Annotated in this window: 24 protein-coding genes and 1 pseudogene; 8 read left to right on the plus strand and 17 right to left on the minus strand. The window is 71.2% G+C overall.

All coding sequences use genetic code 11. From position 1 onward, the window contains the following. Together L0P92_RS25555 and L0P92_RS25560 are read right to left on the minus strand one after the other, a co-directional pair. Positions 1-968 (minus strand): LacI family DNA-binding transcriptional regulator (locus L0P92_RS25555; RefSeq protein ID WP_234765337.1); only part of this gene is annotated, 968 nt, incomplete at its 3' end. Further along, on the minus strand, positions 965-3,337 hold the full coding sequence (locus L0P92_RS25560; protein ID WP_234765338.1) for a glycoside hydrolase family 2 protein: 2,373 nt from the start codon (positions 3,335-3,337) through the stop codon (positions 965-967). The genes L0P92_RS25555 and L0P92_RS25560, both read right to left, overlap by 4 nt. Positions 3,338-3,493: 156 nt before the next feature. On the opposite strand from L0P92_RS25560, the gene L0P92_RS25565 reads away from it, so the two are divergent. Genes L0P92_RS25565 through L0P92_RS25575 form a run of 3 tightly spaced genes read left to right on the plus strand, consistent with a single transcriptional unit; the run spans position 3,494 to position 6,587 of the window. After that, complete coding sequence (locus L0P92_RS25565) at positions 3,494-4,804, plus strand: ABC transporter substrate-binding protein (RefSeq protein ID WP_234765339.1); 1,311 nt, start codon at positions 3,494-3,496, stop codon at positions 4,802-4,804. Beyond that, positions 4,804-5,760, plus strand: a complete 957-nt coding sequence (locus L0P92_RS25570) for a carbohydrate ABC transporter permease (RefSeq protein WP_234765340.1) — start codon at positions 4,804-4,806, stop codon at positions 5,758-5,760. Before L0P92_RS25565 ends, L0P92_RS25570 begins: the two co-directional genes overlap by 1 nt. Then, a complete protein-coding gene (locus L0P92_RS25575; RefSeq protein WP_234765341.1) occupies positions 5,757-6,587 on the plus strand; it encodes a carbohydrate ABC transporter permease in 831 nt (276 codons plus the stop codon). Before L0P92_RS25570 ends, L0P92_RS25575 begins: the two co-directional genes overlap by 4 nt. A gap of 106 nt (positions 6,588-6,693) precedes the next feature. On the opposite strand, the gene L0P92_RS25580 is transcribed toward L0P92_RS25575, so the two are convergent. The 8 genes from L0P92_RS25580 to L0P92_RS25615 all read right to left on the minus strand — a co-directional run bounded on the left by L0P92_RS25580 (position 6,694) and on the right by L0P92_RS25615 (position 13,564). Beyond that, entirely contained in the window at positions 6,694-7,974 is a 1,281-nt protein-coding gene (locus L0P92_RS25580) for a ribonuclease D (protein WP_234765342.1), read from the minus strand. Positions 7,975-8,109: 135 nt separating this feature from the next. Then, positions 8,110-8,631, minus strand: a complete 522-nt coding sequence (locus tag L0P92_RS25585; RefSeq protein ID WP_234765343.1) for a hypothetical protein — start codon at positions 8,629-8,631, stop codon at positions 8,110-8,112. A gap of 110 nt (positions 8,632-8,741) precedes the next feature. After that, positions 8,742-9,947 carry a putative T7SS-secreted protein gene (locus tag L0P92_RS25590; protein WP_234765344.1) on the minus strand — a complete coding sequence of 402 codons (1,206 nt, stop codon included), beginning with the start codon at positions 9,945-9,947 and terminating at the stop codon, positions 8,742-8,744. 10 nt (positions 9,948-9,957) lie between these two features. Further along, positions 9,958-10,272 (minus strand): WXG100 family type VII secretion target, encoded by a 315-nt coding sequence (locus L0P92_RS25595; RefSeq protein ID WP_234765345.1) that lies wholly within the window; start codon positions 10,270-10,272, stop codon positions 9,958-9,960. Between the two features lie 184 nt (positions 10,273-10,456). Beyond that, the gene (locus L0P92_RS25600; RefSeq protein WP_234765346.1) at positions 10,457-11,164 is read right to left on the minus strand and encodes a hypothetical protein; all 708 of its coding nucleotides are present in this window, start codon (positions 11,162-11,164) and stop codon (positions 10,457-10,459) included. Between the two features lie 130 nt (positions 11,165-11,294). Continuing rightward, positions 11,295-11,615 (minus strand): DUF4333 domain-containing protein, encoded by a 321-nt coding sequence (locus L0P92_RS25605; protein WP_234765347.1) that lies wholly within the window; start codon positions 11,613-11,615, stop codon positions 11,295-11,297. A gap of 409 nt (positions 11,616-12,024) precedes the next feature. Beyond that, positions 12,025-12,687, minus strand: a complete 663-nt coding sequence (locus tag L0P92_RS25610; RefSeq protein ID WP_003997051.1) for a response regulator transcription factor — start codon at positions 12,685-12,687, stop codon at positions 12,025-12,027. A 241-nt stretch (positions 12,688-12,928) separates the two neighbouring features. Continuing rightward, a complete protein-coding gene (locus tag L0P92_RS25615) occupies positions 12,929-13,564 on the minus strand; it encodes a DUF3000 domain-containing protein (protein WP_234765358.1) in 636 nt (211 codons plus the stop codon). A 146-nt stretch (positions 13,565-13,710) separates the two neighbouring features. Here L0P92_RS25615 and hemE point away from each other — a divergent pair, with 146 nt between their 5' ends. Then, the gene (gene hemE, locus L0P92_RS25620; protein ID WP_234765348.1) at positions 13,711-14,778 is read left to right on the plus strand and encodes a uroporphyrinogen decarboxylase; all 1,068 of its coding nucleotides are present in this window, start codon (positions 13,711-13,713) and stop codon (positions 14,776-14,778) included. A gap of 6 nt (positions 14,779-14,784) precedes the next feature. On the opposite strand, the gene L0P92_RS25625 is transcribed toward hemE, so the two are convergent. Beyond that, on the minus strand, positions 14,785-15,606 hold the full coding sequence (locus L0P92_RS25625; RefSeq protein ID WP_234765349.1) for a rhomboid family intramembrane serine protease: 822 nt from the start codon (positions 15,604-15,606) through the stop codon (positions 14,785-14,787). A gap of 125 nt (positions 15,607-15,731) precedes the next feature. Here L0P92_RS25625 and L0P92_RS25630 point away from each other — a divergent pair, with 125 nt between their 5' ends. After that, entirely contained in the window at positions 15,732-16,067 is a 336-nt protein-coding gene (locus L0P92_RS25630; RefSeq protein ID WP_234765350.1) for a hypothetical protein, read from the plus strand. Positions 16,068-16,187: 120 nt separating this feature from the next. Here the strand turns inward: L0P92_RS25630 and L0P92_RS25635 are convergent, their stop codons facing one another. Both L0P92_RS25635 and L0P92_RS25640 read right to left on the minus strand, forming a co-directional pair. Further along, positions 16,188-17,597, minus strand: a complete 1,410-nt coding sequence (locus tag L0P92_RS25635) for an FAD-dependent oxidoreductase (RefSeq protein ID WP_234765351.1) — start codon at positions 17,595-17,597, stop codon at positions 16,188-16,190. Between the two features lie 27 nt (positions 17,598-17,624). Beyond that, entirely contained in the window at positions 17,625-18,659 is a 1,035-nt protein-coding gene (locus tag L0P92_RS25640; RefSeq protein ID WP_234765352.1) for a DUF4349 domain-containing protein, read from the minus strand. A gap of 161 nt (positions 18,660-18,820) precedes the next feature. On the opposite strand from L0P92_RS25640, the gene hemG reads away from it, so the two are divergent. From hemG to hemQ, 3 genes and pseudogenes are all read left to right on the plus strand, one after another. Then, positions 18,821-20,224, plus strand: coding sequence for a protoporphyrinogen oxidase (gene hemG, locus L0P92_RS25645; protein ID WP_234765353.1), 1,404 nt, complete (start codon positions 18,821-18,823; stop codon positions 20,222-20,224). A gap of 118 nt (positions 20,225-20,342) precedes the next feature. Continuing rightward, a pseudogene (locus L0P92_RS45770) lies at positions 20,343-20,414 on the plus strand (protoporphyrinogen oxidase); the annotation flags it as partial. 4 nt (positions 20,415-20,418) lie between these two features. Beyond that, positions 20,419-21,150 carry a hydrogen peroxide-dependent heme synthase gene (gene hemQ / locus L0P92_RS25650; protein WP_234765354.1) on the plus strand — a complete coding sequence of 244 codons (732 nt, stop codon included), beginning with the start codon at positions 20,419-20,421 and terminating at the stop codon, positions 21,148-21,150. Between the two features lie 55 nt (positions 21,151-21,205). On the opposite strand, the gene L0P92_RS25655 is transcribed toward hemQ, so the two are convergent. The 4 genes from L0P92_RS25655 to L0P92_RS25670 all read right to left on the minus strand — a co-directional run. After that, entirely contained in the window at positions 21,206-22,882 is a 1,677-nt protein-coding gene (locus L0P92_RS25655) for an alpha/beta hydrolase (RefSeq protein WP_234765355.1), read from the minus strand. 97 nt (positions 22,883-22,979) lie between these two features. Next, positions 22,980-23,762: a TIGR04222 domain-containing membrane protein gene (locus L0P92_RS25660; RefSeq protein ID WP_234765356.1), complete on the minus strand. Its 783-nt coding sequence runs from the start codon at positions 23,760-23,762 to the stop codon at positions 22,980-22,982. A 103-nt stretch (positions 23,763-23,865) separates the two neighbouring features. Continuing rightward, positions 23,866-24,672, minus strand: a complete 807-nt coding sequence (locus L0P92_RS25665) for a DUF4142 domain-containing protein (RefSeq protein ID WP_234765357.1) — start codon at positions 24,670-24,672, stop codon at positions 23,866-23,868. A 282-nt stretch (positions 24,673-24,954) separates the two neighbouring features. After that, positions 24,955-25,531: SCO6045 C-terminal-like domain-containing protein (locus tag L0P92_RS25670; RefSeq protein ID WP_505016547.1), on the minus strand; the 577-nt coding region annotated here is incomplete at its 5' end.

The raw sequence follows: 25,531 nt of genomic DNA on the forward strand, positions 1-25,531 counted from the left end.
CCACCCCCCACGATCTCCCCGAACAAGGTCCGAGCCACCTCCGCCCCGAACCCGTGCACGTCATGACTCATCGCCGACAACGTCGGATGCGTCAACCGGCACAACTGCGAGTCGTCCCACGCCAGCAACGACACGTCCTCCGGCACCCGCAACCCCATCTCCGCCGCCACCGACAACCCCGCCACCGCCATGATGTCGTTGTCGTACACGATCGCCGTCGGCCGGTCGGTCGGCGCGGCCGAGAGCACGGACCGCGTCGCCCGCGCCCCCGCGTCCCCGGAGAAGTCGGTCGCCACCTGCCACGCCCCGGCCAGCGCCAGCGCCCCCGCCGCCTCGTCGAAGGCCGCCGTACGGATGGACGTGTGCCCGAGGGCCGCCGCACCGCCCACCCGGGCGATCCGCCGATGCCCCAGCGCGGCCAGATACCGCACGGCCTCCGTCACGGCGCTGGCGTCGTCGGTCCACACCGAGGTCAGCCCGCCCGTGAGCGAGGGATGCCCGACCGCGACGACGGGCATCCCGAGCCGCTGCGCCATCGCCACCCGCGGGTCGTCCGCACGGAAGTCGACCAGGATCGACCCACCGATCTGCCGCCCTCGCCACCACGACTCCTGGAGCCCCGTCTCCTCCTCCACGGTCCGCACCAGCCGCAGCAGCAGCGAGCAGGAGTGCTCGGTCAGGACGCTCTCCACGCCCGAGACGAACTCCATGTAGAAGGGTTCGAGGCCGAGCAGCCGGGCCGGCCGGCAGATCGCGAGACCCACCACGTCGACCCGCGACCCGGCCAGCGTCCGCGCCGTGAGGTTGGGCGCCCAGCCCAGCTCCCGCGCGGCCCGGAAGATCCGGTCCCGGGTCGCCTCGGACAGTCCCGGCTTGTGGTTGAAGGCGAGGGACACGGCCCCCTTGGACACACCGGCGCGCGCGGCGACGTCCTTGATGGTGACGCGGGGTGTCGGCGTTGCCGTCATCGGCTGGGCTCCATGCAGTACAGGGCCGATCGTGCGGCCTCGGCGTCAGGAGTCTCCCAGTGACGCACATCGATGGTCACCTGTTCGCCGGGAAGCAGCGTGACCAGCCCCCGGTCGGCCACCGCGTCCGGATCCAGCCGGTCGGCCTGGAGCAGCAGATCCCGTACGAGGGTACGGGCCGTCACCGTCACGCCGCCGCCCGGCGCCAGCGCGACGTCGAACTCCGGCCGGGGATACGGCACTTCGAGGTCGGGGGCGGGAAAGTGCACGGCCCTCAGCTCACCCACGTCCGCGACCAGGAACTCCTTCGGTCCGCCCGGCTCCAGCTCCCTCTGTACCCCCACCCGGGCCACCTCCCGCGCCCCGGCGGCGAACCCCACGCTCGCCTCCCCGACCACCACCCCCTCGACGGTCATCCGCCGCAGCCGAACGGAGCTCGCCCACTCCTGCGCCGCCTGATTGACGACGGCCAACTCCAGCCCGCCCTCCCGCACTTGAAGCGTGAGCAACCGGTCCGCGTACAGCCGCCGCAGCTCGTGATACAGCGGCTTCTCCCGGCCGTCCCCGTCGATCGCCGCCCAGGACGTCACCGGCCAGCAGTCGTTCAGCTGCCACACGACGGTGCCCGCGCACACCGGCCAGTGCGACCGCCAGTGCTCGATCCCGGCCGCGACGGCCCGCGCCTGGTTGACCTGCGTCAGATAGTGCCAGCGGTCGAAGTCCCCCTCGGGGAAGGCGAAATGCCGCTCAAGACCCCGCCGCAGCTTCCCGTTGCCGTCGTCCGCCTTCTGGTGGTGCAGCATGCCGGGGGAGTCCGGCGCGAGCTCCTCACCCGGCAGAGCGCGCCGCAGGGTCGCGTGGGCGGGCGGCGCCTGCCAGCCGAACTCGGCCACGAAACGCGGCACGCTCAGCCGGTAGTCGGCGTAGTCCTCCCGGTTCCACACCTCCCAGGAGTGATGCGTGCCGTGCGCCGGGTCGTTCGGGTGGTGGTCCCACGAACCGGACCAGGGACTCCCCGCCGTGTACGGCCGCGTCGGATCCAGCTCGGCCACCACCCGCGGCAACAGCCCCAGGTAGTACCCCTCGCCCCAGGACTCCCCGGTCAGCCGCGGCTCCCACTCCCAGTCCCGGAACCCCCACAGGTTCTCGTTGTTGCCGTTCCACAGCACGAGCGAGGGATGCGGCATCAGCCGTACGACGTTCTCCCGGGCCTCTGCCTCCACCTCCCCGCGCAGCGGCTGCTCCTCCGGATAGGCCGCGCAGGCGAACGGGAAGTCCTGCCAGACCAGCAGGCCCAGTTCGTCACAGGCGTCGTAGAAGTCCTCGCTCTCGTAGATCCCGCCACCCCAGATCCGTACGAGGTCCACGCCCGCGTCGGCCGCCTGCTGCAGCCGCCGGCGGTACCGCTCCCGCGTCACCCGGGACGGGAACACGTCGTCCGGGATCCAGTTGACGCCCCTCGCGAAGAGCCGCTCACCGTTGACTACGAGGGTGAAACCAGTGCCGTGGGCGTCGGGCCGGCGGTCCAGCTCGACGGTGCGGAAGCCGATCCGCCGCCGCCACACGTCCAGCGCGTCGCCGCCGTGCAGCAGCGTCAACTCGACGTCGTACAGCGCCTGTTCGCCATAGCCGCGCGGCCACCACACGTCCACGTCCGGCACGGACAGCCGTACGACCCCGCCCGTCCCCTCGATCTCGGCCCGCGCCCGCACCCCGCCGACCGTCGCCTCGACGGTGAGCGTCGCCTCGACCCGGGTCCGCTCGACGTCGACCACCAACTCGACGTGTCCGGTGCCCTCTTCGACGGTCACCTGGGGCCGCACCCGGGCGATCCGGGCCGTCGACCACTGCTCGATCCGCACCGGCCGCCAGATCCCGGCCGTCACCAGCGTCGGCCCCCAGTCCCAGCCGAACGAGCAGGCCATCTTGCGGAGGTACTGGTAGGGCTCGGCATAGGCGGCCGGCCGCTCGCCCAGCTTGCCGCGCACCGCCTCGGCCTCGGCGTACGCGGAGGCGAAACGCACCGAGAGCCGCCCACTCAGCCCCGTCCCGTCGAAGCGGTACGAGCGGTGCATGTTCCGTACCCGGCCGAGGAGTTGGCCGTCGAGCGAGATCTCGGCGACGGTGTCGAGCCCGTCGAAGACGAGGTCGGTCTGCTCATGGCGGGACGCGACGGCCAGGTCGGTCTCATAGGTCCAGTCCCGCCGCCCCACCCACGCCACTTCGGCCTCGGCGCGCCCGAGAAAGGGATCCGGGATCACCCCGGCCGCCAGCAGATCGGTGTGCACACAGCCCGGCACGGCGGCGGGGAGCGCGGCTCCCTCGTGCCGCAGGGTCCATCCGTCGGTGAGCGGTGTGGCCTGAAGCATGCGCACTCCTAAACCGATCCATCCCAGTGCTGGAACAGAATTTGGCATCGTTGGCGAGATACGGACTTTACCGGTTAAGAAAACGTTGTCAGAGTTCGGAACCAGCCAACCCGCTCGTGCTCGTCCGTCCCCGTCCCCAGAACGGAGCTGACGCACATGAACCGCCGTACAGTCCTCGCCGCCGCCACGGGTGCCCTGCTGCTCTCGGCCTGCACCGGCACCGGAGGAAGTTCGCAGGGCGCCGAAGCCAAGGCGGCCGACGACCCGTCGAAGGTGAGCGGCACCATCACTGTCCTCACCCATCGCACCGACCTCGTGCAGGACGGGACGATGAAGAAGTACGCCACCGAGTTCAACAAGACGTATCCCGAGGTGAAGGTCGAGTTCGACGCCATCACCGACTACGAGGGCGAAGTCAAGATCCGTATGAACACGGAGAACTACGGCGACGTCCTCATGATCCCCGCGGTGATCGAGAAGAAGGACTACCCCAGGTTCTTCGCCTCCCTGGGCAGTCAGGCAGAGCGGAGCGAGAAGTACCGCTTCACCGACTACACCACCGTGGACGGCAAGGTCTACGGCCAGAGCCCGCTCGGTGCCGTCCCCGGCTTCATCTACAACAAGAAGGTCTGGCAGCAGGCCGGGGTCACCGACTGGCCGACGACACCGGCCGAGTTCCTCGACGACCTGAAGGCGATCAGGTCGAAGACCGACGCGATCCCCTACTACACCAACTTCAAGGACATGTGGCCGCTGACCCAGTGGACCCAGGTCAACGGCTCGGTCAGCTGCGACGAGCAGGCCACGACCAAGCTCGCCGAGGGCGACCCGTGGGCCGAGGGCGCCGATGTCCGTACCGCCGACACGCTGCTGTACGACATCGTCCACGAAGGGCTCGTCGAGAAGGACCCGACGACCACCAACTGGGAGGCGTCCAAGCCCAGGCTGGCCAAGGGCGAGATCGCCACGATGTGGCTCGGCTCCTGGGCGGTCATCCAGATGCAGGGCGCGGCGAAGCAGGCCGGCACCGACCCGGACGACATCGGGTTCATGCCCTTCCCCGCGCAGAAGGACGGCACGTTCTGCGCGACGGCCCAGCCCGACTACAACCAGGCCGTCAACATCCACTCCGATCACAAGGAGGCGGCCCGCGCCTGGCTCGACTGGTTCACCGACAAGTCCGGCTACGCGGCCGACAACCTCGCGCTGTCCCCGCTCAAGTCCGCCCCGCTGCCCACGATCATGAAGCCGTACGAGGAGACCGGGGTCAGGATCCTCGACCTGGACGACACCAAGGGCGCCGAGGTCAAGTCCATCGACAACCAGTCCGAGATCGGCATCTACAAGCCCGACTACCGCCAGGACCTCGTCGACCTCGCCCGCGGCGCCACCAAGGGCGACCTGGACGACTTCCTGGACGACCTCGGCAGGAAGTGGACCGAGACCCAGCAGTCCCTGGGGTCCTGATGACGGACACGACGACCGGACCGGCGGCCCTCAAGGCCACCACGGGGACGGCGGGCGCCGCCCCCGAACCGGCCCCCGCCCCGCGCACGGCACGCCTGTGGCGCGGGGCCACCCCGTGGCTCTTTCTGCTGGCGCCGCTCGCCCTGCTGATCGTCTTCACCTACGCGCCGATCGCCAACATGGTCGCGTACAGCTTCACCGACTGGGACGGCGTCAGCCCCGAGCTGCACTACACGGGCACCGGGAACTACGCCGAACTCTTCACCCGCTCCGACCTTTTCGAGGTCTTCTGGGTCAGCGGCTACTACCTGGCGGCCTCCGTCTTCCAGATCGTCGCCGCCCTCTACTTCGCCACGATCCTGAGCTTCAACGTCCGCTTCCGGAACTTCTTCAAGGGCGTGCTGTTCTTCCCGTACCTGATCAACGGTGTCGCGATCGGCTTCGTCTTCCTCTTATTCTTCCAGGACGGCGGCACCCTCGACTCCGTACTGAGCCTGCTGGGCGTGGAGACGGACCGCGCCTGGCTCGGCACCCCGGAGTCGGCGAACACCTCTCTCGCCGCCGTCTCCGTCTGGCGCTACCTGGGCCTGAACTTCGTCCTCTTCCTCGGCGCGATCCAGTCGATCCCGGGAGAGCTGTACGAGGCGGCCGAACTGGACGGCGCGAACCGCTGGCACCAGTTCCGGCACATCATCGCGCCCGGCATCAAGCCGGTCCTGTCCCTCACCGTGATCCTGTCGATCTCCGGCTCGCTCTCGGTCTTCGAGATCCCGTACATCATGACGGGCGGGGCCACCGGCACCGAGACCTTCGTGATCCAGACCGTGAAGCTGGCCTTCCAGTTCAACAAGACGGGGCTCGCCTCGGCCGCCGCGGTCGTCCTGCTGCTGATCGTCCTGGCGGTGACCTGGGTGCAGCGCCGCCTCGTCCCCGACGACAAGGTGGACCTCGCATGACACGCGGCGCGGTGGCCCGCACGCTGATGTACCTGTCCCTGGTGGCCGCGACGGTGGTGGTCCTGCTGCCGTTGGCGGCCGTGGTCCTGACCTCGCTCAAGACCGAGCGGGAGATGGCGGACGACAGCGGAGCCCTGGCCCTCCCGAGCGACCTGCTGAACTTCCACAATTACGCGACGGCGTTCGAGGACGGCCGGATGCTCTCGGCCTTCGCCAACACGGCGATCATCCTGCTCTTCGCCATCGGCGGCACGGTCCTCATCGGCTCGATGACGGCCTACGCCATCGACCGCTTCACGTTCCGTTTCAAGAAGCTGGTCGTGGCCCTGTTCCTGGTCGCCGCCCTGGTCCCCGGCGTCACCACCCAGGTCGCGACCTTCCAGATCGTCAACAGCTTCGGCATGTTCGACAGCCTCTGGGCGCCGATCGTCCTCTACATGGGCACGGACATCGTCTCGATCTACATCTTCCTGCAGTTCGTCCGCTCGATCCCGACATCCCTGGACGAGGCGGCCCGCCTGGACGGCGCCAACGCGTTCACGATCTACCGCAGAATCATCTTCCCTCTGCTGAAGCCGGCCATCGCGACGGTGGTGATCGTCAAGGGCATCACCACCTACAACGACTTCTACATCCCGTTCCTCTACATGCCCTCGGAAGACCTTGGCGTGATCTCGACGTCCCTGTTCCGCTTCAAGGGCCCGTTCGGCGCCCATTGGGAAACGATCTCGGCAGGAGCGGTCCTGGTCATCCTGCCGACCTTGATCGTCTTTCTGCTCCTACAGCGCTTCATCTACAACGGCTTCATGAAAGGAGCGACCAGGTGAGGTGCTTCTAGGGGCGCGGGGCTGTATCGATATGCGGCTCCGCCGCGTGGGCGCGAGCAACCACGAACAACCCTTGGTCGCCGTACGAGAGAACCTCCTACGGCGACTAGGCGGACAAGGCAGCAACCAGAACCGGCGTAACCTGCTCAACCTGCCAGGCCCGAGCACCGTAACCGGCCAGGGCCTCCGCAACCGACTCGGCGTCGACAGACTTCGGCGGCTCCCAGCAAACCCTCCGCACCGTGTCCGGAGTGATCAGGTTCTCCTGAGGCATGTTGAGCTGCTCCGCCAACGCGGACACCGCGGCCCGAGCCGCAGACAGCCGAGCCGCGGCGGCAGGATCCTTGTCGGCCCAGGCACGCGGCGGCGGCGGCCCGGTGACGGGCTGCCCCGGCGCCGGCAACTGCGCCTCGCTCAAGGCCTTCGCACGATCAACGGCGGCCTGCCACTGCTCCAGCTGCCGCCGCCCCATCCGATGCCCGAACCCGTTCAGCGCGGCCAGGGCATGCGTGTTCGCCGGCATGGCGAGCGAGGCCTCCACGATCGCCGCGTCGGACAGCACCTTGCCCGGCGACACGTCCCGCTTCTGCGCGATCCGGTCCCGCGTCTGCCACAGCTCCCGCACCACACCCAGCTGCCGACGCCGCCGCACCTTGTGCATCCCGGACGTCCGCCGCCAAGGGTCCTTGCGCGGCTCGGCGGGCGGCGCGGCGGCAATCGCGTCGAACTCCTGCTGCGCCCACTCCAGCTTCCCCTGCCGGTCCAGCTCCTTCTCCAGCGCGTCCCGCAGATCCACGAGCAGCTCGACGTCCAGCGCCGCATACCGCAGCCAGGGCTCGGGCAGTGGACGGGTCGACCAGTCGACGGCCGAGTGGCCCTTCTCCAGCACGAACCCGAGCACGCTCTCGACCATCGCGCCGAGGCCGACCCTGGGGAACCCGGCGAGCCGCCCGGCCAGCTCGGTGTCGAACAGCCGGCTCGGCAGCATGCCTATCTCCCGCAGACACGGAAGATCCTGGGTGGCGGCGTGCAGCACCCACTCCACGCCGGACAGCGCCTCGCCGAGGCCCGACAGATCGGGGCAGGCGACGGGGTCGATCAGCGCGGACCCGGCGCCCTCGCGGCGCAGCTGCACCAGATACGCGCGTTGGCCGTATCGGTAGCCGGACGCACGTTCGGCGTCCACGGCGACGGGGCCGGAGCCCGCGGTGAACTGGGCGATCACCTCGGCGAGCGCGGCCTCGTCGGCGATCACGGGCGGAATGCCCTCGCGGGGCTCCAGCAAAGGGATCGGCGCCTCCGTAACAGAAGATCCGCCGTCGTCCGGAGGGGCGCCTCCGGTGGTTCGCAGTGAACTGTCTGCTGCGGTGTCTTGGGCGTCGGTCACCTGTCAAGGGTATCCGCAAGGCTGAGCGCCTGACCTGCGCCTTCTGGACACGTTGCCGCTGACCTGCGGAAACACCTCCCGCCGTGTCTCACGCCCCACCGATGCTTCTCGGCCACGTGTGCCCTGGGTCTGTCCCTAGCTCTCCGAGGAGGGCGCGGCCGGGCGCAGGGTGGAGACAAACCGCTGGAAATCCTCCAGGACGTCCTGGAGCTGGCTCGTCCTCGCCGTCAGCGCGATCTCGATCTCGGCACGTTCGCCGCGCCGCCGCTCGTCCTCCAGCACCAGGATGAACTGGCTCTGCGCGAGCTCCATGGGCTGCCCGTTGACGGTGGCCTGGATCCGCAGGTTCTGCACGATCCCCGGGGCGTCGATGAGGCCCGGCGCGGGCGAGGTGCCGACCTCGGTGCGCTTGACGACCTCGACGGCGCCGACGTGCTCGCGCAGCCGCCGTACGGACTCTTCGGCGAGGCCGTGCAGGCTCGCCGAGCCGTCGAGGGTGTGGCCGGTGACGGTGATGTTCGGCATGAAGCCCTGGCCCCGGGAGGCCATGTGCAGCGCGACGAAGGCGGCCTGCGGGGCGCCGACCTCCTCCGGGGGCGCCGACTGCCAGCCTTCTGGGAGCTCGATGCTGAGCGGCACCGGAAGTGTGCCCGGCATGGTGGATCAACTCCTTGCGGTACGGGTTCCGACGGTACGGGAAACGACGGGGACGTGGACGAAGGGGAGAGGGGACGGCGGGGAGCCTTTGGCGGGGTTCCCCGCCGGGGTCAGTCGAACCAGTCCCCGATCGCGTCGACCGCGTCGCCGGCCGCGTCGGTGATCTTGCCCGGGTCGAGCTCGATCTGGCCGCCGAGCTTGCCGCCGACGCCGAGGGCGACGCCGACGTCGCCGCCGATGACGATCTTGCCGTCCTTCATGCCGGCGTCGAAGTGGGCCTCGGCGCCGGCACCGGCCCACGCCTCAGCCGTGCCACCGACGCCGACACCGGCGACGGAGGCGTGCCCCTCGGCGGTGGCCTTGGCACCGGCGAAGGCCTCACCGCCGACGTGGACACCGTCCGTGCCGATGGAGCCCTTGACGCCGGCCTCGGCGCCCGCGTACGCCTCGCCCTTGCCGGAGGCCTCGAAATAGCCGGCCGAGTACTTGCCCTCGGCGGTGGCCTGGGCGAGGTAGGCCTTGCCGGACGCCTGTGCGGTGGCGTTCCCGTCGACGAGGCCCACTCCGGCGGAGCCCTCGACGCCGAGGAGGTTGACGCCCGCCTTGCCGGAGACCTCGCCGCCGGCGAACTCACCGCGGTCCTTGGCCTCGGCGCCCCAGACCTTGGCGTCGGCGCTGACGGACGGGCCGGCGACGGTGATGCCCGGGCCCTTGCCCTCGCGCAGCGCCTCCCGCTCCGCCTGCGTCATGTTCTTGTGGTCGCCCCAGGCGCCGACGGGCCTCGTCTCGGGCGCCCGTTCCAACTCGGTGCGCTGGATCTTCTTGGACGTCGCGCCGGTGTTGTCCTGCGCCGCCTCCGAAGCCCAGAACAGCCAGTCGGGGGCGTTGTCGCCCTCACCGCCCTGCGCCTTGAACTTCTTGGCCGCCACGTCGCCCTCCGACTCGACGTGGGCGCGCGCCGCCGCCAGCAACTGCTCGCCGCCGCTCTCGTCGCCCCCGTCGTACAGCCGGATGGCGTCCTCCGCCTGACCCTGGGCCCAGGCCAGGGCGCCGGCGTAGTCCCGCAGCGCCTGCGCGGCCGCGCCGAGGGCGTCCGAGCCGCGGTACCACTTCTGCTTCTGGCCCGAGAAGTCCTCCCAGAAGGCGTCGCCGGCCTGGCCGTGCCAGCTGGGGATACGGACGGAGCCGAGCTCGTCCCCGATGCCGTCGAGGGTCTTCGCGTGGCCGTCGAGCTTGTCCGCGTCGGCCGTGAGCTGCGACGGGTTGCCCGGGATCAGTTCGCGCGGGTCCCGAGTGAACCCGAGTTGTGCCGCCATCGCTTCCCCGTCAGTAGCCCGGGCCGGCGGTGACCGCGGGCCCGGTGAAGTGGTTCTGGGACTCCCGCTCGGAGCGTTCGTAGGACTCGGCGTTCTCGTCCAGCTTGGCCGAGGAGTTCTCCCCGTCCTCCTTCATCGGGCTCTTGACGGCCTGCGTCCAGGTGGCCATCAGCTGCCCGAACTCCTTGGCCGCGTCGCCGTGGCCGAAGTCGCCGCTCGACTTGCCGAGTTCGTCGAGCTTCACCTTGTCGCTCTTGCCCACGGAGTCCTTGATCTTCTTGGCGGCCGACCGCAGTTCGGACGGCTCCACGTCGAACTGACCCATCCGATCCCCCCTCTACGTCCAGTCGGGCGCGAACACACGTCCGCGCCCTGATTGTTGAGAACGCAAAAAGGGTCTCCCAAAGGCAAAGACGCTGCGACACCGGCTGTGGACCTCACATGATTCCTACCGGGAAGCTTCATAGCGCGACCGCATCGTGCGCCTCGGAGGGCCGCCTGGCGCTGTCCTACGGCGCCTGCGGAGGCCGGGCGGGTGACAGCGACCCCAAGTGGCCGGCGGCGTCGACGAGATACTCGAGGGGCTCGTCGAACGTCTCACCGCTCAGCTCGGTCCGCGACCGCGAGGTGATCAGCTGACCGTCGTGGAGCCGCAGCGGGAGTTCCGTGGCCCGGGGGTCGGAGGTCAGGAACTCCGCCAGGCCGCCGAGCAGTACGGCGCGGGCACGCTCCTCGTCACGGGAGACGATGTGGAAGTCCTTGTCGAGCCGCGGGATCCCCAGCTCCATGGCCCGCCCCCGCATGAGGGTGTCGAACCAGCCGTCGCGGTGGACGCGCAGGTCCGGAACCTCCACGCCCAGGTTCAGGGCCCAGACGGAGTGGACGATGACCTGCGTCGTCTCCGTGTCGATGTCGCTGTTGTAGTAGCGGTACTCGAAGGCGCGGAAGCCGAATCCGCGGTACGTGCCGCTGATGACGTTGTCCCCCATCACGCCGCTGGCCCGGTCCGGGAGCGGCTCGCCGCCCTGGTACGCGTCGACGAGGCTGGGCACGCCCTCCTCGTAGGTCCACCCCCGGCTCTCGGCGAACGACCGCAGCCGCGCGGACGCCTCTTCGGCCCTGCGCTGCTTGCGGGCCTTGCCCCGGCGGTCCCACACGACGAGAGCCACGACGCCGGCAATCGCCAGCAGGAACAGGACTGCTTCGATTCCACTCATGGCGCCAGCATCCCCCGAGGCCCTTTCGCGGGCCCACCCCCCTGGTGCTCCCTCACAATCCGCACCTCGCGGTCACACATTTCCCCCGCGCCCGCCGGAACCGCTCCGGCGAGCGCGGCCCGGGTCGGGCTCAGGAGGCGGTCTCGTCCACCTTGATGTCGTAGCGGATCGTGCTGCCCTCGACGGAGGTGACCTTGACGGTCACACCGAAGCTGGTGCCGTCGGTCGCGGTGAGCTTGCACCGCAGCGAGGTGCCGACCTCGCCCGCGAGGTCCTCGGGGCAGGTGACGTCCGGCTTCGGCTGACCCGTCTGCGCGGCGAGCTTCTCGGCCACCGAGTTCGCCACCTCGTCCTTGGCCAGCTTGGCCTCCGACGAGCAGCCCACCAGCAGCGCAGCGGAGGCTGCGGCGGTGAGGCCCCACGAGGCCAAGGAAGAGAAGGACTTGGGCATTACGGGCTCCGTTTCGAGGCGGGAGGACTGCGAGGGCCGGAAGGCGACGCTCGACAGTGCGACTGTCTACCAGCCCCGGCCGCCCGCCCGGTGGATCTTCACAGCCTCCCGCTCCGCCCCGCGAGCGATCTTCACCTGTCGCTGTCCCGGACGGTTCGTCAGGGGTGACGCACATGGACAGCGCCCGCCGACGGAACGTTCCGTCGGCGGGCGCCTGAAGGTCGTCGACCGGTCGGCCCAGTGCGGGATCCGGTCCACGACAGGTGGGGGACGCGGGCGGGATCAGCGGCAGGTCCCGGTCACGTCGGTGGGTGGTCGTCGAGGTCAGGGGATGATCAAGGTCGGTGAATGCTCGGCGGCAGCGGGGGCTTGGCGTCAGCGAGTGCTCGGTGTCAGTGAGTGCTCGGTGTCAGTGGATGATGCCGGTCCGCAGGGCCACGGCGACCATGCCGGCGCGGTCACCGGTGCCGAGCTTGCGGGCGATACGGGCGAGGTGGCTCTTGACGGTCAGGGCGGACAGGCCCATCGAGACGCCGATCGCCTTGTTCGACTGGCCCTCCGCCACCAGCCGCAGCACCTCGACCTCGCGACCGGACAGCTCGCGGTAGCCGCCGGGGTGGCTCGGGGCACCCGGGTGGCGACGGTGCATACGGGCGGCGGCGGCGCCGATGGGAGCGGCACCGGGTCGGGTGGGGAGCCCGACGTTGGTGCGGGTGCCGGTGACGACGTAGCCCTTCACACCACCGGCGAGAGCGTTGCGTACGGCGCCGATGTCGTCGGCGGCGGACAGGGCCAGGCCGTTCGGCCAGCCGGCGGCGCGGGTCTCCGACAGGAGGGTCAGGCCGGAACCGTCGGGCAGGTGGACGTCGGCGACACAGATGTCGCGGGGGTTGCCGATGCGGGGACGAGCCTCCGCGATGGACGAGGCCTCGATGACGTCGCGCACACCGAGCGCCCAGAGGTGCCGGGTGACGGTGGAGCGGACGCGGGGATCGGCCACGACCACCATGGCGGTCGGCTTGTTCGGGCGGTAGGCGACCAGGCTTGCGGGCTGCTCGAGGAGAACGGACACCAGGCCTCCTGGGTGCGGGGACGGCTTTCAAGGTCACAGTCGTCTTCGGCACCAAACCTCTGGCCCTTTAGGGAAAGATCACGATTTAGTGAGTAACAATCGGGGCAATTCGGACGCTTGGTCGATCGTTCGGCGAGCAAAACGGCTCGATCATGGACTGCTTCCTGACCGAAAGTGGCCGTATCGACAAAGTGACGGTCAAGCCGCCGTGTCGGCAGTGCGCCGGTGCGGGCGGTGGTCGTCAGCGGGACTGCGGGTCGCGGCGCTGCGGCAGCGTCACCACCGAGGCGTCCCCCGGCCCCGCCGGCGGCAGCCCCGCGACCTGCGCGAGCAGATCGCACCAGGACGCCAGATGGGCCGCGGTGTCCGGCACCCCGCCCAGGCCTTCGCGAGGAGTCCAGGAGGCGCGGATCTCGATCTGCGAGGCCGCCGGGCGCTCGGACAGCCCGCCGAAGTAGTGCGAGCTCGCCCGGGTCACGGTGCCGCTCGGCTCGCCGTACGACAGCCCGCGCGCCTGGAGCGCACCGGTCAGCCACGACCAGCACACCTCGGGCAGCAGCGGGTCGGCGGCCATCTCCGGCTCCAGCTCCGCCCGCACCAGCGTCACCAGCCGGAAGGAGCCCCGCCAGGCGTCGTGGCCCGCCGGATCGTGCAGCAGCACCAGACGGCCGTCGGCCAGGTCCTGGTCGCCGTCGACGACGGCGGCCTCCAGCGCGTACGCGTACGGAGCCAGCCGCTGGGGCGCCTTGGTCTGCTCGACCTCGATCTGCGGCCGCAGCCGAGCGCCGCGCAGAGCGTCGACCGCCGCCCGGAACGCCGGCGGAGCCGTACTCTTCGAATGCCGGTCCGCCTCCCCGGTGCCCTTCGCGTCGTCCATCCCGCCAGTACCGTCCGACAGTCGTTCCTGAGCCGCAGCCATGCCGGGAAGATTAAGGGGAACGGGGGCTTCGTGCAGGGAGAGACACCCGGACAACACGGCAACCCCGGCGCCGGGCCGGATACGGCCGTGCGAGACTTGCCCCCGTGAGTGCCAACCAGACGCCGCCGACCGCCACCCCCGACGCAGTCAAGAACTCAGCCTTCCTCAAGGCGTGCAGGCGCGAACCCGTGCCGCACACCCCCGTGTGGTTCATGCGTCAGGCCGGGCGCTCCCTGCCGGAGTACCGCAAGGTGCGCGAGGGCGTTCCGATGCTCGAGTCCTGCATGCGGCCCGACCTGGTCACCGAGATCACCCTGCAGCCCGTGCGCAGGCACAACGTGGACGCGGCGATCTACTTCAGCGACATCGTCGTCCCCCTCAAGGCCATCGGCATCGACCTCGACATCAAGCCCGGCGTCGGCCCGGTCGTCGAGAACCCGATCCGCACCCGCGCCGACCTGGCCCGGCTGCGCGACCTGACCCCCGAGGACGTCTCCTACGTCACCGAGGCCATCGGCCTGCTCACCCGCGAGCTCGGCGCCACCCCGCTCATCGGTTTCGCCGGCGCGCCTTTCACCCTCGCGAGTTACCTCGTCGAGGGCGGTCCGTCGCGCACGTACGAGAACGCCAAGGCGATGATGTACGGCGACCCCGAGCTCTGGGCCGACCTGCTCGACCGTCTCGCGGACATCACGGCAGCCTTCCTCAAGGTGCAGATCGAGGCCGGCGCCGCCGCGGTCCAGCTCTTCGACTCCTGGGTCGGCTCCCTCGCCCCCGCCGACTACGAGCGCTCGGTGATGCCGGCCTCCGCGAAGGTCTTCGAGGCCGTCGCCGGCTACGGCGTCCCGCGCATCCACTTCGGCGTCGGCACCGGCGAGCTGCTGAGGCTCATGGGCGAGGCCGGCGCGGACGTCGTCGGCGTCGACTGGCGCGTCCCGCTCGACGAGGCCGCCCGCCGCGTCGGCCCCGGCAAGGCGCTCCAGGGCAACCTCGACCCGACGATTCTCTTCACCACCCCCGAGGCGGTCGAGGCCAAGACCCGCGAGGTCCTCGACGCGGCGGCGGGCCTGGAGGGCCACGTCTTCAACCTCGGCCACGGTGTCATGCCGTCCACCGACCCGGACGCGCTGACCCGGCTCGTCGAGTACGTCCACACGCAGACCGCTCGCTAGCAAGGCTCACCACGTGTGGGGCCGCGCCCTCCTGCCGAACAGCAGGCCGCGCGGCTCCGGTGGCGGCGGTGTGCCCGGCTTGAGCGGATAGGCCAGCGCCATCCCGGCCAGGAAGCCCACGATGTGCGCCGCGTACGCCACGGTGCCCGCGTCGGAGACGCCCTCGCCGCTGGAGTACACCGCCTGCAGCACGAACCAGAAGCCCAGCACCAGCCAGGCCGGCAGCCGCAGCGGCAGGAAGATCAGGAACGGGACGAGCACCCACACCCTGGCCTTCGGATACAGCACGAGATAGGCGCCGAGTACGCCCGCGATGGCCCCGGACGCGCCGATCAGCGGGTCGGCCGAGTCGTCGTTGAGGAACGCGAAGCCGTACGACGCCGCGTAGCCGCAGACGACGTAGAAGAGCAGGTACCGCACATGGCCCATGCGGTCCTCGATGTTGTTGCCGAAGATCAGCAGGAACAGCATGTTGCCCAGCAGATGCAGCCAACCGCCGTGCAGGAAAAGGGCGGTGAAGACCGACAGCGCCGGGGACTTGTCGTAGTCCGGCGGGCCGACCACACAGCCGGGGCCGTTCGGTCCCACGGCGACGTCGCCGGTGGGGACCACGCCCGGCAGCTGGTCGTGGACCAACTCCCTCGGCACCGCCGCGTAGTGGTCCCAGAACGCGTGCAGCTGGCAGGCCTGGGCCAGGCTGCTCTCACCGGCCACGGAGCCGGCTATGCCGGGCGTGGACAGGAAGACGAGGACGTTCGCGGCGATCAGCGCGTATGTCACCCAGGGGGTGCGGCGCACCGGGTTCACGTCATGGACGGGGATGACCACGAGGTTCTTCTGCCCGGGATACGTCCGGCGAATCGGTGAACGCCGGTGCGCGGGCGCGCGTATCTGTTCTCAACCGCCCGCGGCACGGGGAAGGCGGGTCGCGGGGTCTACGTGAGGAACAGGCGATGAACGACCGAGTTACTCCTCCGATCCACGCGTTGCCCGACGGGGAGGCCGAGATCGCGGTGGTGGTGCGGCTGCCGTGGGAAGACGTGGCCCGGCTGGGGCAGGAGGCGGGGCGGCTCGCTTCGCAGATGCAGCGTCCCGTGACTCTCGACGAGGCTGTGAGTCACCGGTTGCGCTCCCCGCGGAGTGCCGCGCATGCGAAGCCGGGAGGGGAGCAGCCCGCTGCGGCTGCCGCGATGCCGCCGAGTGTGAGTGCGTCGGTGTCCTCGTTGCCGTCGCGGCCGCCTGCTGAGCAGGCTCGGCAGGCCATTGAGAGGATCAACGGCAGCGCGTGAGCGTCGTAGGGGCGCGGGTGGTTCGGCGGGTGCGGGCCGTAGGTGGCTGGTCGCGCCCACGCGGCGGAGCCGCACATCGATACAGCCCCGCGCCCCTGAGGGGGTTGCCGGCGCCGCCTGTTACGAGGTGCCGGCATTCACCGCCTTTGCCGCCTTCCTCGCCGCTACCAGTACCGGGTCCCAGACCGGGGAGAACGGTGGGGCGTATCCCAGGTCCAGGGACGTCATCTGTTCCACCGTCATGCCGGCTGTCAGGGCGACCGCCGCGATGTCGACCCGCTTGCCCGCGCCCTCCCTGCCCACGATCTGTACGCCCAGCAGTCGGCCGGTGCGGCGTTCGGCGAGCATCTTGACCGTCATTGCCGAGGCGTCGGGGTAGTAGCCCGCGCGGCTGGTGGACTCGATCGTGGCGGTGACGTACTGGAGGCCGGCCCGGTGGGCGTCCTTCTCGCGGAGGCCCGTGCGGGCGATCTCCAGGTCGCAGACCTTGCTGACGGCGGTCCCGACGACGCCGGGGAAGGTGGCGTAGCCGCCGGCGGCGTTCGTGCCGATGACCTGGCCGTGTTTGTTGGCGTGGGTGCCCAGGGCGATATGACGTTCGCGGCCGGAGACCAGGTCGAGGACCTCCACGCAGTCGCCGCCCGCCCAGATGTTCTCGTGGCCGCGCACCCGCATGGCCAGGTCGGTCAGCAGACCGCCGTGGTCGCCGAGGGGGAGACCGGCGGCCTTCGCGAGGGTCGTCTCCGGGCGGACGCCGATGCCCAGGACGACCACGTCCGCCGGGTATTCGGTGTCCTCCGTGGCGACCGCCCGTACGCGGCCGTCCTCGCCGGTGAGGATCTTGGTGACCTCGGCGGCGTCGACCATGGTGATGCCCAGGCCCTCCATGGCCTCGTGCACCAGGCGGCCCATGTCGGGGTCGAGCGTCGACATGGGCTCGCTGCCGCGGTTGACGACCGTCACCTCGTAGCCGCGGTTGATGAGCGCCTCGGCCATCTCCACGCCGATGTAGCCGGCGCCGACCACGACCGCGCGGCGGCCACGCGTGCGGGTCAGCGTGTCGATGAGGGCCTGGCCGTCGTCGAGGGTCTGCACACCGTGGACGCCGGGGGCGTCGAAGCCCGGCATGTCGGGGCGGATCGGGCGGGCGCCGGTCGCGATCACGAGTTTGTCGTACGACGTCCAGTACTCGTCGCCGGAATCGACGGCACGCGCGCGTACCCGCCCGCCGGCCACGTCGATCTCCACGACCTCCGTCCGCATGCGCAGGTCGATGTCCCGCGCGCGGTGCTCCTCGGCCGTACGGGCGATCAACTGATCGCGATCGGGGACGTCGCCGCCCACCCAGTACGGGATGCCGCAGGCGGAGAAGGAGGTGAAGTGGCCGCGCTCGAAGGCCACGATCTCCAGATCCTCGGCGCTCTTCAGGCGCCGCGCCTGGGACGCCGCGGACATGCCCGCGGCGTCCCCTCCGATCACGACCAGTCGTTCCCGCGTACCCGGCACACCCCTCGAAGCGCTCATGTTCATGCGAACACGCTACGAGGGCCCCGCATTTCAGTCCTGCTCGCCGCTCTGTTCGTCGCCCGCGCGCGTGGGCTGCGCTGCCGTGCGCGGCATCGGCAGCGGACCGAGGGCGGTCGTCACGGGCGCGGGCTCCGGACGGCGCGGCAGCAGGGGCCGCAGGACCTTCAGCCACAGCAGCACGATCAGCGCCGCGACCGCGGCGAACGGCAGCACGGCGCCGATCACGACCGCCAGCCAGCGCAGCATCGTCACGAACGCGTCCCAGCCGCCCGCGAGCGCGTCCAGGAAACCGGGGTCGTCGTCCTTCGCCACCGCCTTCTTCACCGGCGTCTCCGACAGGGACAGGGTGATGGTGGCCAGGCTGGTGCGGTCCTTCAGGGACGCCTGCTGGGCCAGCAGCGACTCCAGGTCGGCCTGGCGGGAGCTCAGCTCGCCCTCCAGCGTCACCACGTCGCTGAGCCTGGTCGCCTGGTCCATCAGCTCGCGGATCCGGGCGACGCTGGCCCGCTGCGACTTGATGCGGCTCTCCACGTCCACGACCTGGTCGGTGACGTCCTGCGCCTTGGCGCTGCGCTCGATCAGCTTGCCCGCGCCCTCCAGGTCAGCGAGGACGTCGGCGTACCGGTCGACGGGCACGCGCAGGACGACACGGGTCTGCTCGTGGCCCTCCGCGTCGCGCCTGGTGGTCTCGTTGCCGACGTAACCGCCCGCGTTCTCGATGGTGCTCCGGGCCTCGTCGAGGGCCTTCGGCACGTCCTTGACCTGCACGGTCAGGGAGGCCGTACGGATGATGTGGCTCGCGGTGGCCTTGGGCGGCGCGGTCGCCTTGCCGGCCTCGGAGCCGTAGCCGCCGCCCGGGGCGTCTTCCTTGGCTCCTTGCTGCGAGTCCGCCTGGGACTCCGCCCGCGCGGCCTTGTCCCCGGCGGCGGTGCTGCCGCCCGAGTCGCCCGAGGCGCTGCAGCCGGTGAGCGCGAGGGCCGCGGCCAGCAGGAGGCCGGCCAGGGCCTGGACCGGGCGCGCGGATCGCGCGGATCCCGTGGATCGTGCGGAACGTCGTGTGTGCATCTGGGCGTACCCCCGAGGGTCGTCGTGACGACTGACGCTCCTTCGACGCGGGGGTGCGGCCAAACGTTGGCGGTGACCGGTCCCGATGCGGTCACGGTCAGGACTCGTGAAGGACACCGGGGCGCGGAGGGATTGTCAGTGGGGTCTGAGAGGCTGTGGACATGCGCGAAGTGGAGACTCCTGCGGGTGCGGGTACAGGCCGGGTCGTGGTCGTCGGCGGCGGGATCGCCGGGCTCGCCGCGGCCCACCGGCTGCTGGACGCCGGCCGGCGGGTGACCGTCCTGGAGGCGTCGGACCGGGTCGGCGGCAAGCTGCTGCCGGGCCGGATCGCGGGCGTGCGTGTGGACCTGGGCGCCGAGTCGATGCTGGCCCGCCGCCCGGAGGCCGTCGCCCTCGCCCGCGAGGTGGGTCTCGACGAGCGCCTCCAGCCGCCCGCCACCGCCACCGCCTCGATCTGGACCCGCGGTGCCCTGCGCCCCATGCCCAAGGGGCATGTCATGGGCGTCCCCGGCACCGCGTCCGCCCTGACCGGCGTCCTGTCCGACGAGGGCCTGGCCCGCATCGAGCGCGACGCCGACCTGCCCCGCACCGAGGTCGGCGACGACGTGGCGGTCGGGGAGTACGTGGCGGCCCGCCTCGGCCGCGAGGTCGTCGACCGGCTGGTCGAACCCCTGCTGGGCGGCGTGTACGCGGGCGACGCGTACCGCATCTCGATGCGCTCGGCCGTCCCGCAGCTCTACCAGGCCGCGCGCACGCACGACTCGCTCACCGAGGCGGTCCGCGAGATCCAGGCCAAGGCAGCGGCCAACCACCAGACCGGGCCGGTGTTCATGGGCATCGAGGGCGGCGTGGGCCAACTCCCGCTCGCCGTCGCGGAGTCGGTGCGTGCGCGCGGCGGCGAGATCGTGACCGGGGCGCCGGTGAGCGAGCTGCGGCGCGAGGAGCCGACGGGGTGGCGCGTCGTCGCCGGTGACCGAGTGCTGCGGGCCGACGCCGTGGTCGTCGCCGTCCCCGCCCCGGCCGCCGCCGCCCTGCTGCGCGCCGAGGCCCCCGGGGCGGCCACCGAGCTGGACGGCATCGAGTACGCCTCGATGGCCCTGGTCACGCTCGCCTACCGCCGCGCCGACACCGACCTCCCGGCGGGCAGCGGCTTCCTCGTGCCGCCGGTCGACGGGCGCACCATCAAGGCGTCGACGTTCGCCTCCCAGAAGTGGGGCTGGATCGCCGACGAGGACCCGGACACCCTCGTCCTGCGCACGTCCGTCGGGCGGTACGGCGAGACGGAGATCCTGGGCCGCGACGACGACCACCTCGTCGACGTCTCCCGCCGCGACCTCCAGGCGGCGACCGGCCTCGACGCCACCCCCCTGGAAACCCGTGTCACCCGCTGGACCGACGGCCTGCCCCAGTACCCCGTCGGCCACCACGCGCGCGTGGCCCGCGTCCGCGAGCACGTCGCCAAGGTGCCGGGCCTCGCCGTGTGCGGCGCGCAGTACGACGGCGTGGGCATCCCGGCCTGCGTCGCGAGCGCGTACGCGGCCGTCGACCAGCTGGACCGCGAGTGAGTCGTAGGGGCGCGCCGGTGTCGAGAGGTCGAGCGCGCGGAGGCCCGAAGGGCTGAGCACGGTCGGGCTCTCGACACCGGCTGAGAGCGCCCCGGAGGCGAACGAGCCAAAAAAAGGGGGCGATCTGCGCGGTGTGCAGGAGCTCACCGCCCACCCGGTGCAGAGTCTCCACGGCGGAGCGGGAGAATAAGGGCATGAGTGACGACGCCACCACCACCGAGTCCGGCAGGATCCCGAACAAGGGCAAGCTGGCCAAGGACCTCAACGAGGTCATCCGCTACACCCTCTGGTCCGTCTTCAAGCTGAAGGACGTGCTCCCCGAGGACCGCGCGGGCTACGCCGACGAGGTCCAGGAGCTGTTCGACCAGCTCGCCGCGAAGGACGTGACGATCCGCGGCACGTACGACGTGTCCGGGCTGCGCGCCGACGCCGACCTCATGATCTGGTGGCACGCCGAGACCGCCGACCAGCTCCAGGAGGCGTACAACCTCTTCCGCCGCACCAAGCTGGGCCGCGCCCTGGAGCCCGTCTGGTCGAACATGGCGCTGCACCGCCCCGCCGAGTTCAACCGCTCGCACATCCCGGCGTTCCTCGCCGACGAGACGCCGCGCAACTACGTCAGCGTGTACCCGTTCGTGCGCTCCTACGACTGGTACCTGCTGCCCGACGAGGACCGCCGCCGCATGCTCGCCGACCACGGCAAGATGGCCCGCGGCTACCCGGACGTCCGCGCCAACACGGTCGCCTCGTTCTCACTGGGCGACTACGAGTGGCTGCTGGCCTTCGAGGCCGACGAGCTCTACCGCATCGTCGACCTCATGCGCCACCTGCGGGCCTCGGAGGCCCGGATGCACGTCCGCGAAGAGGTGCCGTTCTTCACCGGGCGCCGCAAGTCGGTGGCCGAGCTGGTGGCCGGGCTGGCCTGAGCGGTCGCGGTGGCCCCGGGGCGGCCGGAGGTCCGGCGCCCAGCGGCGATCCTGATCAGTGCGGGAGCCGGGCGGTGGCCGCCTCCTGCGGGCGGCCGCCCGGCTTCGTCGCGGCCGCCCGGTCGCCCAGCTTCTCCTTCGCCTGCTCGTCGCCCGGGCGCTCCGGCTTGGGCTCGGGGTGCGCCTCGCAGGCCGCGCGCCGGTCCGGGAGGCGGCCCTCCAGCAGGTACGCGTCGACGTGACCGTTGACGCAGGCGTTCGGGCCGTACGCGATGCCGTGCGTACCGGCGTCCCGCTCCGTCACCAGGACCGAGCCCGCCAGCCGCCGCTGCATCTCCAGCGCGCCCTCGTACGGCGTGGCGGCGTCGCGCTCGGCGGCCAGGATCAGCGTCGGCGGCAGTTCACCCGGTCCGGTCCGCACATCGAGCGGCTTCTGCCGGGGTGCCTGCCAGTAGGCGCACGGCAGGTTCATCCACGCGTTGTCCCAGGTCTCGAACGGCGCCACGCGGGCGAGCCGTGTGTTGTCCCGGTCCCAGACCGCCCAGTCCGTCGGCCAGGGCGCGTCGTTGCACTCCACGGCCGTGTAGACCGCGCTGGAGTTCTCATCCTCGGCCGCCGCCTCCTTCACCGGCGCGGCCAGCTCGACCAGTGCCTTCGCGTCGCCCTTCAGATACGCCGACAGCGCCTTCGCGCGGGACGGCCAGTAGTCGTCGTAGTAGCCGGCCTGGAGGTAGGCCTCCTGCAGCTGCCCCGGCCCGACCTTCCCGCCCGCCGGCTCCTCGGCCAGCCGCTCCCGCACCTTCTCGTAGCTGAGCAGCACCTCCTCAGGGGTGTCCCCGAGCCCGTACACGTCGTCGTGCTCGGCGACCCACTCCCGGAAGTCCTCCCACCGCCCCTCGAACGCGGCCGACTGGGCGAGGTTGTTGCGATACCAGATCTGCGAAGGGTCCGGGTTCACCGCGGAGTCGAACACCATGCGCCGTACGTGCGAGGGGAAGAGCGTCGCGTACAGCGCGCCGAAGTAGGTGCCGTAGGACGCGCCCATGAACGTCAGCTTCGACTCGCCCAGCGCGGCCCGCAGGACGTCCAGGTCACGGGCGTTGTTGAGGGAGTTGTAGTGCCGCAGCGCGCTGCCGGTGCGCTTGGCGCAGCCGCGCGCGTACGCCTTCGCCCGGGCGATCCGCTCCTTCTTGTACGCCTCCGAGGGGTGCGTCGGCGCGAGCGCCGGGCCCTGGACGAACGTCTTGGGGTCCTGGCAGGTCAGCGGCGCGGAGGGCGCCACTCCGCGCGGGGCGTAGCCGACGAGGTCGTACGCAGCCGCCAGCCGCTTCCACTCGGGCAGCAGACCGATCAGCGGGAAGTGCAGTCCGGAGGCGCCCGGGCCGCCCGGGTTGTAGACCAGGGAGCCCTGTCCCGGCACCCGGCGCTTGCTGTTGTGCGGGTCCTTGTGCGTGGCCCGTACCCGGCTGACGGCGAGCTTGATCTGCTTGCCGTCGGGGCGGGAGTAGTCGAGCGGGACGGACACCGTGCCGCATTCCATCTTGCCCGGCAGGTCCTGCTCCTTGGCGCACTTGCCGAAGGCGATGCCGGCCGCCTTGGCGCGCGCGGCGGCCACTCCGGCGCCGTGCTGCTCGGCCGTGCCCGGGGCGGCCCCGGTGCTGCCGGCCGGGGCGGCGGAGAGGGTCGTCAGGAGCAGAGCCCCCGCGGCCGAGTAGAGGGCGGCAGCTCTCATCGCGTATCCCTTCGCAGCACGGCAGCAACAAAAGGGATATTTCGTTCGTCTGTTGAGGAAGGCAAGCACCGCCTCGCCGGTGTCGCCTCAATGCCCCCTATGCGTCACCGGGCGGGTCGCGGTGGGCGAAGGCGGCACGCAGATCCGGCTCGCCGATCGCGCGCACGCCCCGTACGGCGACGGAGGTGAGGTAGGTGCGGTCGTCGGCGCCACGGGAGCGCCGGACCAGGGCGTTGAGCAGCCGCTGCCCGGCCGGGGAGGCCCACTGCGCGTACGGGTGGATCTCGATCCGGGCGATGGCGAGGCAGCTCAGGGTGAGCACGAAGGGCAGCGCGAACCAGAGCGCGACCAGGTGGGCCGGCATGTCGGACCGGGCGGGCGCCAGCAGGGCGACGGCCCCCAGCGCGAGGACGATGGCCGCGGCGAGACGCACCCGCCGGATCGCCGCCGCGATCCCGGTGCGCGCCCCGTCGGGCACGGCGAGGCCGGCGCTGACCAGCCGGTCGGCGAGGGTGCCCACCGCCTCGGCGGCGGCCGCGGCGTCCCGTACCGGCTCGATCCGGGACTGTCCCTCCGGCCCGATGGCCCCTATCACCGAGCGCTCCATCTCGTCCCGCCCGCGCGGATCGACGACCGTCGCCCAGCCGGTGTGTGCGAGCAGCAGTCGGCGCTGCCGTGCCATGGAGACGAGGGTCAGATCGGCGACCCGCCGCGGTCCGCCGGACAGGAACGCGGCCTCGTACAACGTCAGATCGTGTCCCCGGCCCGCGGTCGCCTCTTTGGTGTCCATGGCGGCGGCGTGCACGGCGGCCAGGCACAGCCGCGTGCACGCGGTGCCGGCGACGGCCCAGGCCAGCAGCAGGAGAAGGACCCAGAACATGCCGCGTTTCTATGCCAAAGGCCCTTGAGGCGCCATGGCTTGTTCACCATCCGGACGGAGAGTTGCCGGGATGTGACGTTCCGGATGCGGAGTCCGGGCGCGGTCAGGACACCTCGAAGCCCTCCGCCCGCGGGCTGGTGGCGGCCGGCGGGAGGGTGTAGCTGGGCGAGGGCGACGGCGGCGGGGTCATCGGGACGGCGGGCGCCGGGTCGGCGGTCGGGCCGGGCAGCGCGGGGGAGGGCGTCAGCGGCGGGGTGCTGTCGGCGACCATGTCGCGGGCCAGGGCGTCGAAGTCGACGTACCCGGTGGCCTCCAGGACCGTGATGTGGTCCAGCACCGTGCGGTTGGCGTCGTCGGCCAGCTTGCGGACGAGGGTGTTGCGCGTACTGGCCCGCACCTGGGCGACGACGGAGAACACCTTGCCGTGCGCAAGACGCAGGATGTTGGCGAACCGCCAGTCGTAGTCGACGCCTTCGGCCGCGCTCAGGGTCGCCAGCCACTCCCGCTGCTGCTCGGTGGGCTCGTTGGGCAGGGCCAGGCTGAGCTTGCCGGCGACGTCGCGCACCCGCTCGTCGAGGAACGCGTGCCCCTCCACCAGGTGCTGCCCCGCGGTCCGTACGGCGGGAGTCGACCCCTTCTGTTGTGCCTGCTGCCCGGCGGGCAGCTCCCACAGTCCCGCCAGCCGGACCTTGGTGATGAAGTCCCGGTCGAGCGCGGACAGCGGCCCGTACCCGGTCGAGACGGTCTCGGCGTTGAGCGTGTCCAGTCCGGTCCCGGACCGGTCGGCGTACGACCAGATCGGGAAGATCATCGCCAACAGCGTCGCCGCCAGGCCCGTGATGATGATCCCGGTGCCGCTGAAGATGCCTCGGCCGTGGACGGGGGGTCGGGGTCGCGGTCGCGGTCGCATGGTGCCTCCTGTTGCGGCACCGCACGTTAGTGCGCTTCGGGGGTGGGGTTGGCATATTACTTCGGGGTACGTGGGGGTCTACGCCAACTGCCGTACAGGAGCGAATGGTTGCAACGGGGATGGATACGGGCGAATGGGGGAGTAGGGATGGGTGGCGTACGGCGTCAAAGGGTGAGGAATGGGGCGAATCGCCGAGATTGTGGACCGGGATGTTAACCCCGGCACACTCGGAGGAGGCGCCCCGTCCAGCGGCGGGACGGTGGTTGGCGTAGGCGAGGCGGCTCAGCGCCGCAGCAGCACCCGGCGCGTGGCCCGGGCCAGTCGTACCCCCGGCCGCCTGGAGTGCGGCTTCGGTCCCGACCGCTCCAGCCACCACTCCCGCAACTCAGCGCGCACTCGCGCGTCTTCCAGTCGCCCCTCGGCCAGCAGATACCCGGCGAAGTCCAGCGCGTCGCGGCGATAGCCGTCCGTCATCGGGTGCCCGTGGCCGTAGGCCAGGAAGGCCCGCCGATAGCCGTCGCCGAGGATCACCGGCAGTTCGGGCGCGACCTTCGCCACGACGTCCGCCCGCTTCCCGGCGAGCGCGCGTGCCTGCACGCCGAGCCGTACCCGGTCGAATCCCTCCGGCACCGGCGTCCCCGCGACGAGCGCGGACAGCAGGGCGGCCTGGGCGAGGGCGAGACGCTGGCGGGCGGGGGTCAGTTCCGCCGGGTGCTCCGCGGGGTGTTCCGCGGGCTGGGCGGTGCCCTTCTCGGGGGCCGGTGCCGTTTCCCGCGAGGCTTCCTCGGCAGTCGCCCTCTTTTCGCGCGCGCCCTCTTGGCCCGCCCTCTCTTCACTCGCCCCCCTCCGGGCCGCCTCC

Source organism: Streptomyces muensis (assembly GCF_021474425.1).
GTDB lineage: Bacteria > Actinomycetota > Actinomycetes > Streptomycetales > Streptomycetaceae > Streptomyces > Streptomyces muensis.

Coding starts and splice junctions, on each gene's coding strand:
- L0P92_RS25560 (WP_234765338.1), bottom strand. CDS start 3,337: ATGCTTCAGGCCACACCGCTCACCGACGGATGGACCCTGCGGCACGAG.
- L0P92_RS25565 (WP_234765339.1), top strand. CDS start 3,494: ATGAACCGCCGTACAGTCCTCGCCGCCGCCACGGGTGCCCTGCTGCTC.
- L0P92_RS25570 (WP_234765340.1), top strand. CDS start 4,804: ATGACGGACACGACGACCGGACCGGCGGCCCTCAAGGCCACCACGGGG.
- L0P92_RS25575 (WP_234765341.1), top strand. CDS start 5,757: ATGACACGCGGCGCGGTGGCCCGCACGCTGATGTACCTGTCCCTGGTG.
- L0P92_RS25585 (WP_234765343.1), bottom strand. CDS start 8,631: ATGCCGGGCACACTTCCGGTGCCGCTCAGCATCGAGCTCCCAGAAGGC.
- L0P92_RS25590 (WP_234765344.1), bottom strand. CDS start 9,947: ATGGCGGCACAACTCGGGTTCACTCGGGACCCGCGCGAACTGATCCCG.
- L0P92_RS25595 (WP_234765345.1), bottom strand. CDS start 10,272: ATGGGTCAGTTCGACGTGGAGCCGTCCGAACTGCGGTCGGCCGCCAAG.
- L0P92_RS25600 (WP_234765346.1), bottom strand. CDS start 11,164: ATGAGTGGAATCGAAGCAGTCCTGTTCCTGCTGGCGATTGCCGGCGTC.
- L0P92_RS25605 (WP_234765347.1), bottom strand. CDS start 11,615: ATGCCCAAGTCCTTCTCTTCCTTGGCCTCGTGGGGCCTCACCGCCGCA.
- L0P92_RS25615 (WP_234765358.1), bottom strand. CDS start 13,564: ATGGACGACGCGAAGGGCACCGGGGAGGCGGACCGGCATTCGAAGAGT.
- L0P92_RS25630 (WP_234765350.1), top strand. CDS start 15,732: ATGAACGACCGAGTTACTCCTCCGATCCACGCGTTGCCCGACGGGGAG.
- L0P92_RS25635 (WP_234765351.1), bottom strand. CDS start 17,597: ATGAACATGAGCGCTTCGAGGGGTGTGCCGGGTACGCGGGAACGACTG.
- L0P92_RS25640 (WP_234765352.1), bottom strand. CDS start 18,659: ATGCACACACGACGTTCCGCACGATCCACGGGATCCGCGCGATCCGCG.
- hemG (WP_234765353.1), top strand. CDS start 18,821: ATGCGCGAAGTGGAGACTCCTGCGGGTGCGGGTACAGGCCGGGTCGTG.
- hemQ (WP_234765354.1), top strand. CDS start 20,419: ATGAGTGACGACGCCACCACCACCGAGTCCGGCAGGATCCCGAACAAG.
- L0P92_RS25655 (WP_234765355.1), bottom strand. CDS start 22,882: ATGAGAGCTGCCGCCCTCTACTCGGCCGCGGGGGCTCTGCTCCTGACG.
- L0P92_RS25660 (WP_234765356.1), bottom strand. CDS start 23,762: ATGTTCTGGGTCCTTCTCCTGCTGCTGGCCTGGGCCGTCGCCGGCACC.
- L0P92_RS25665 (WP_234765357.1), bottom strand. CDS start 24,672: ATGCGACCGCGACCGCGACCCCGACCCCCCGTCCACGGCCGAGGCATC.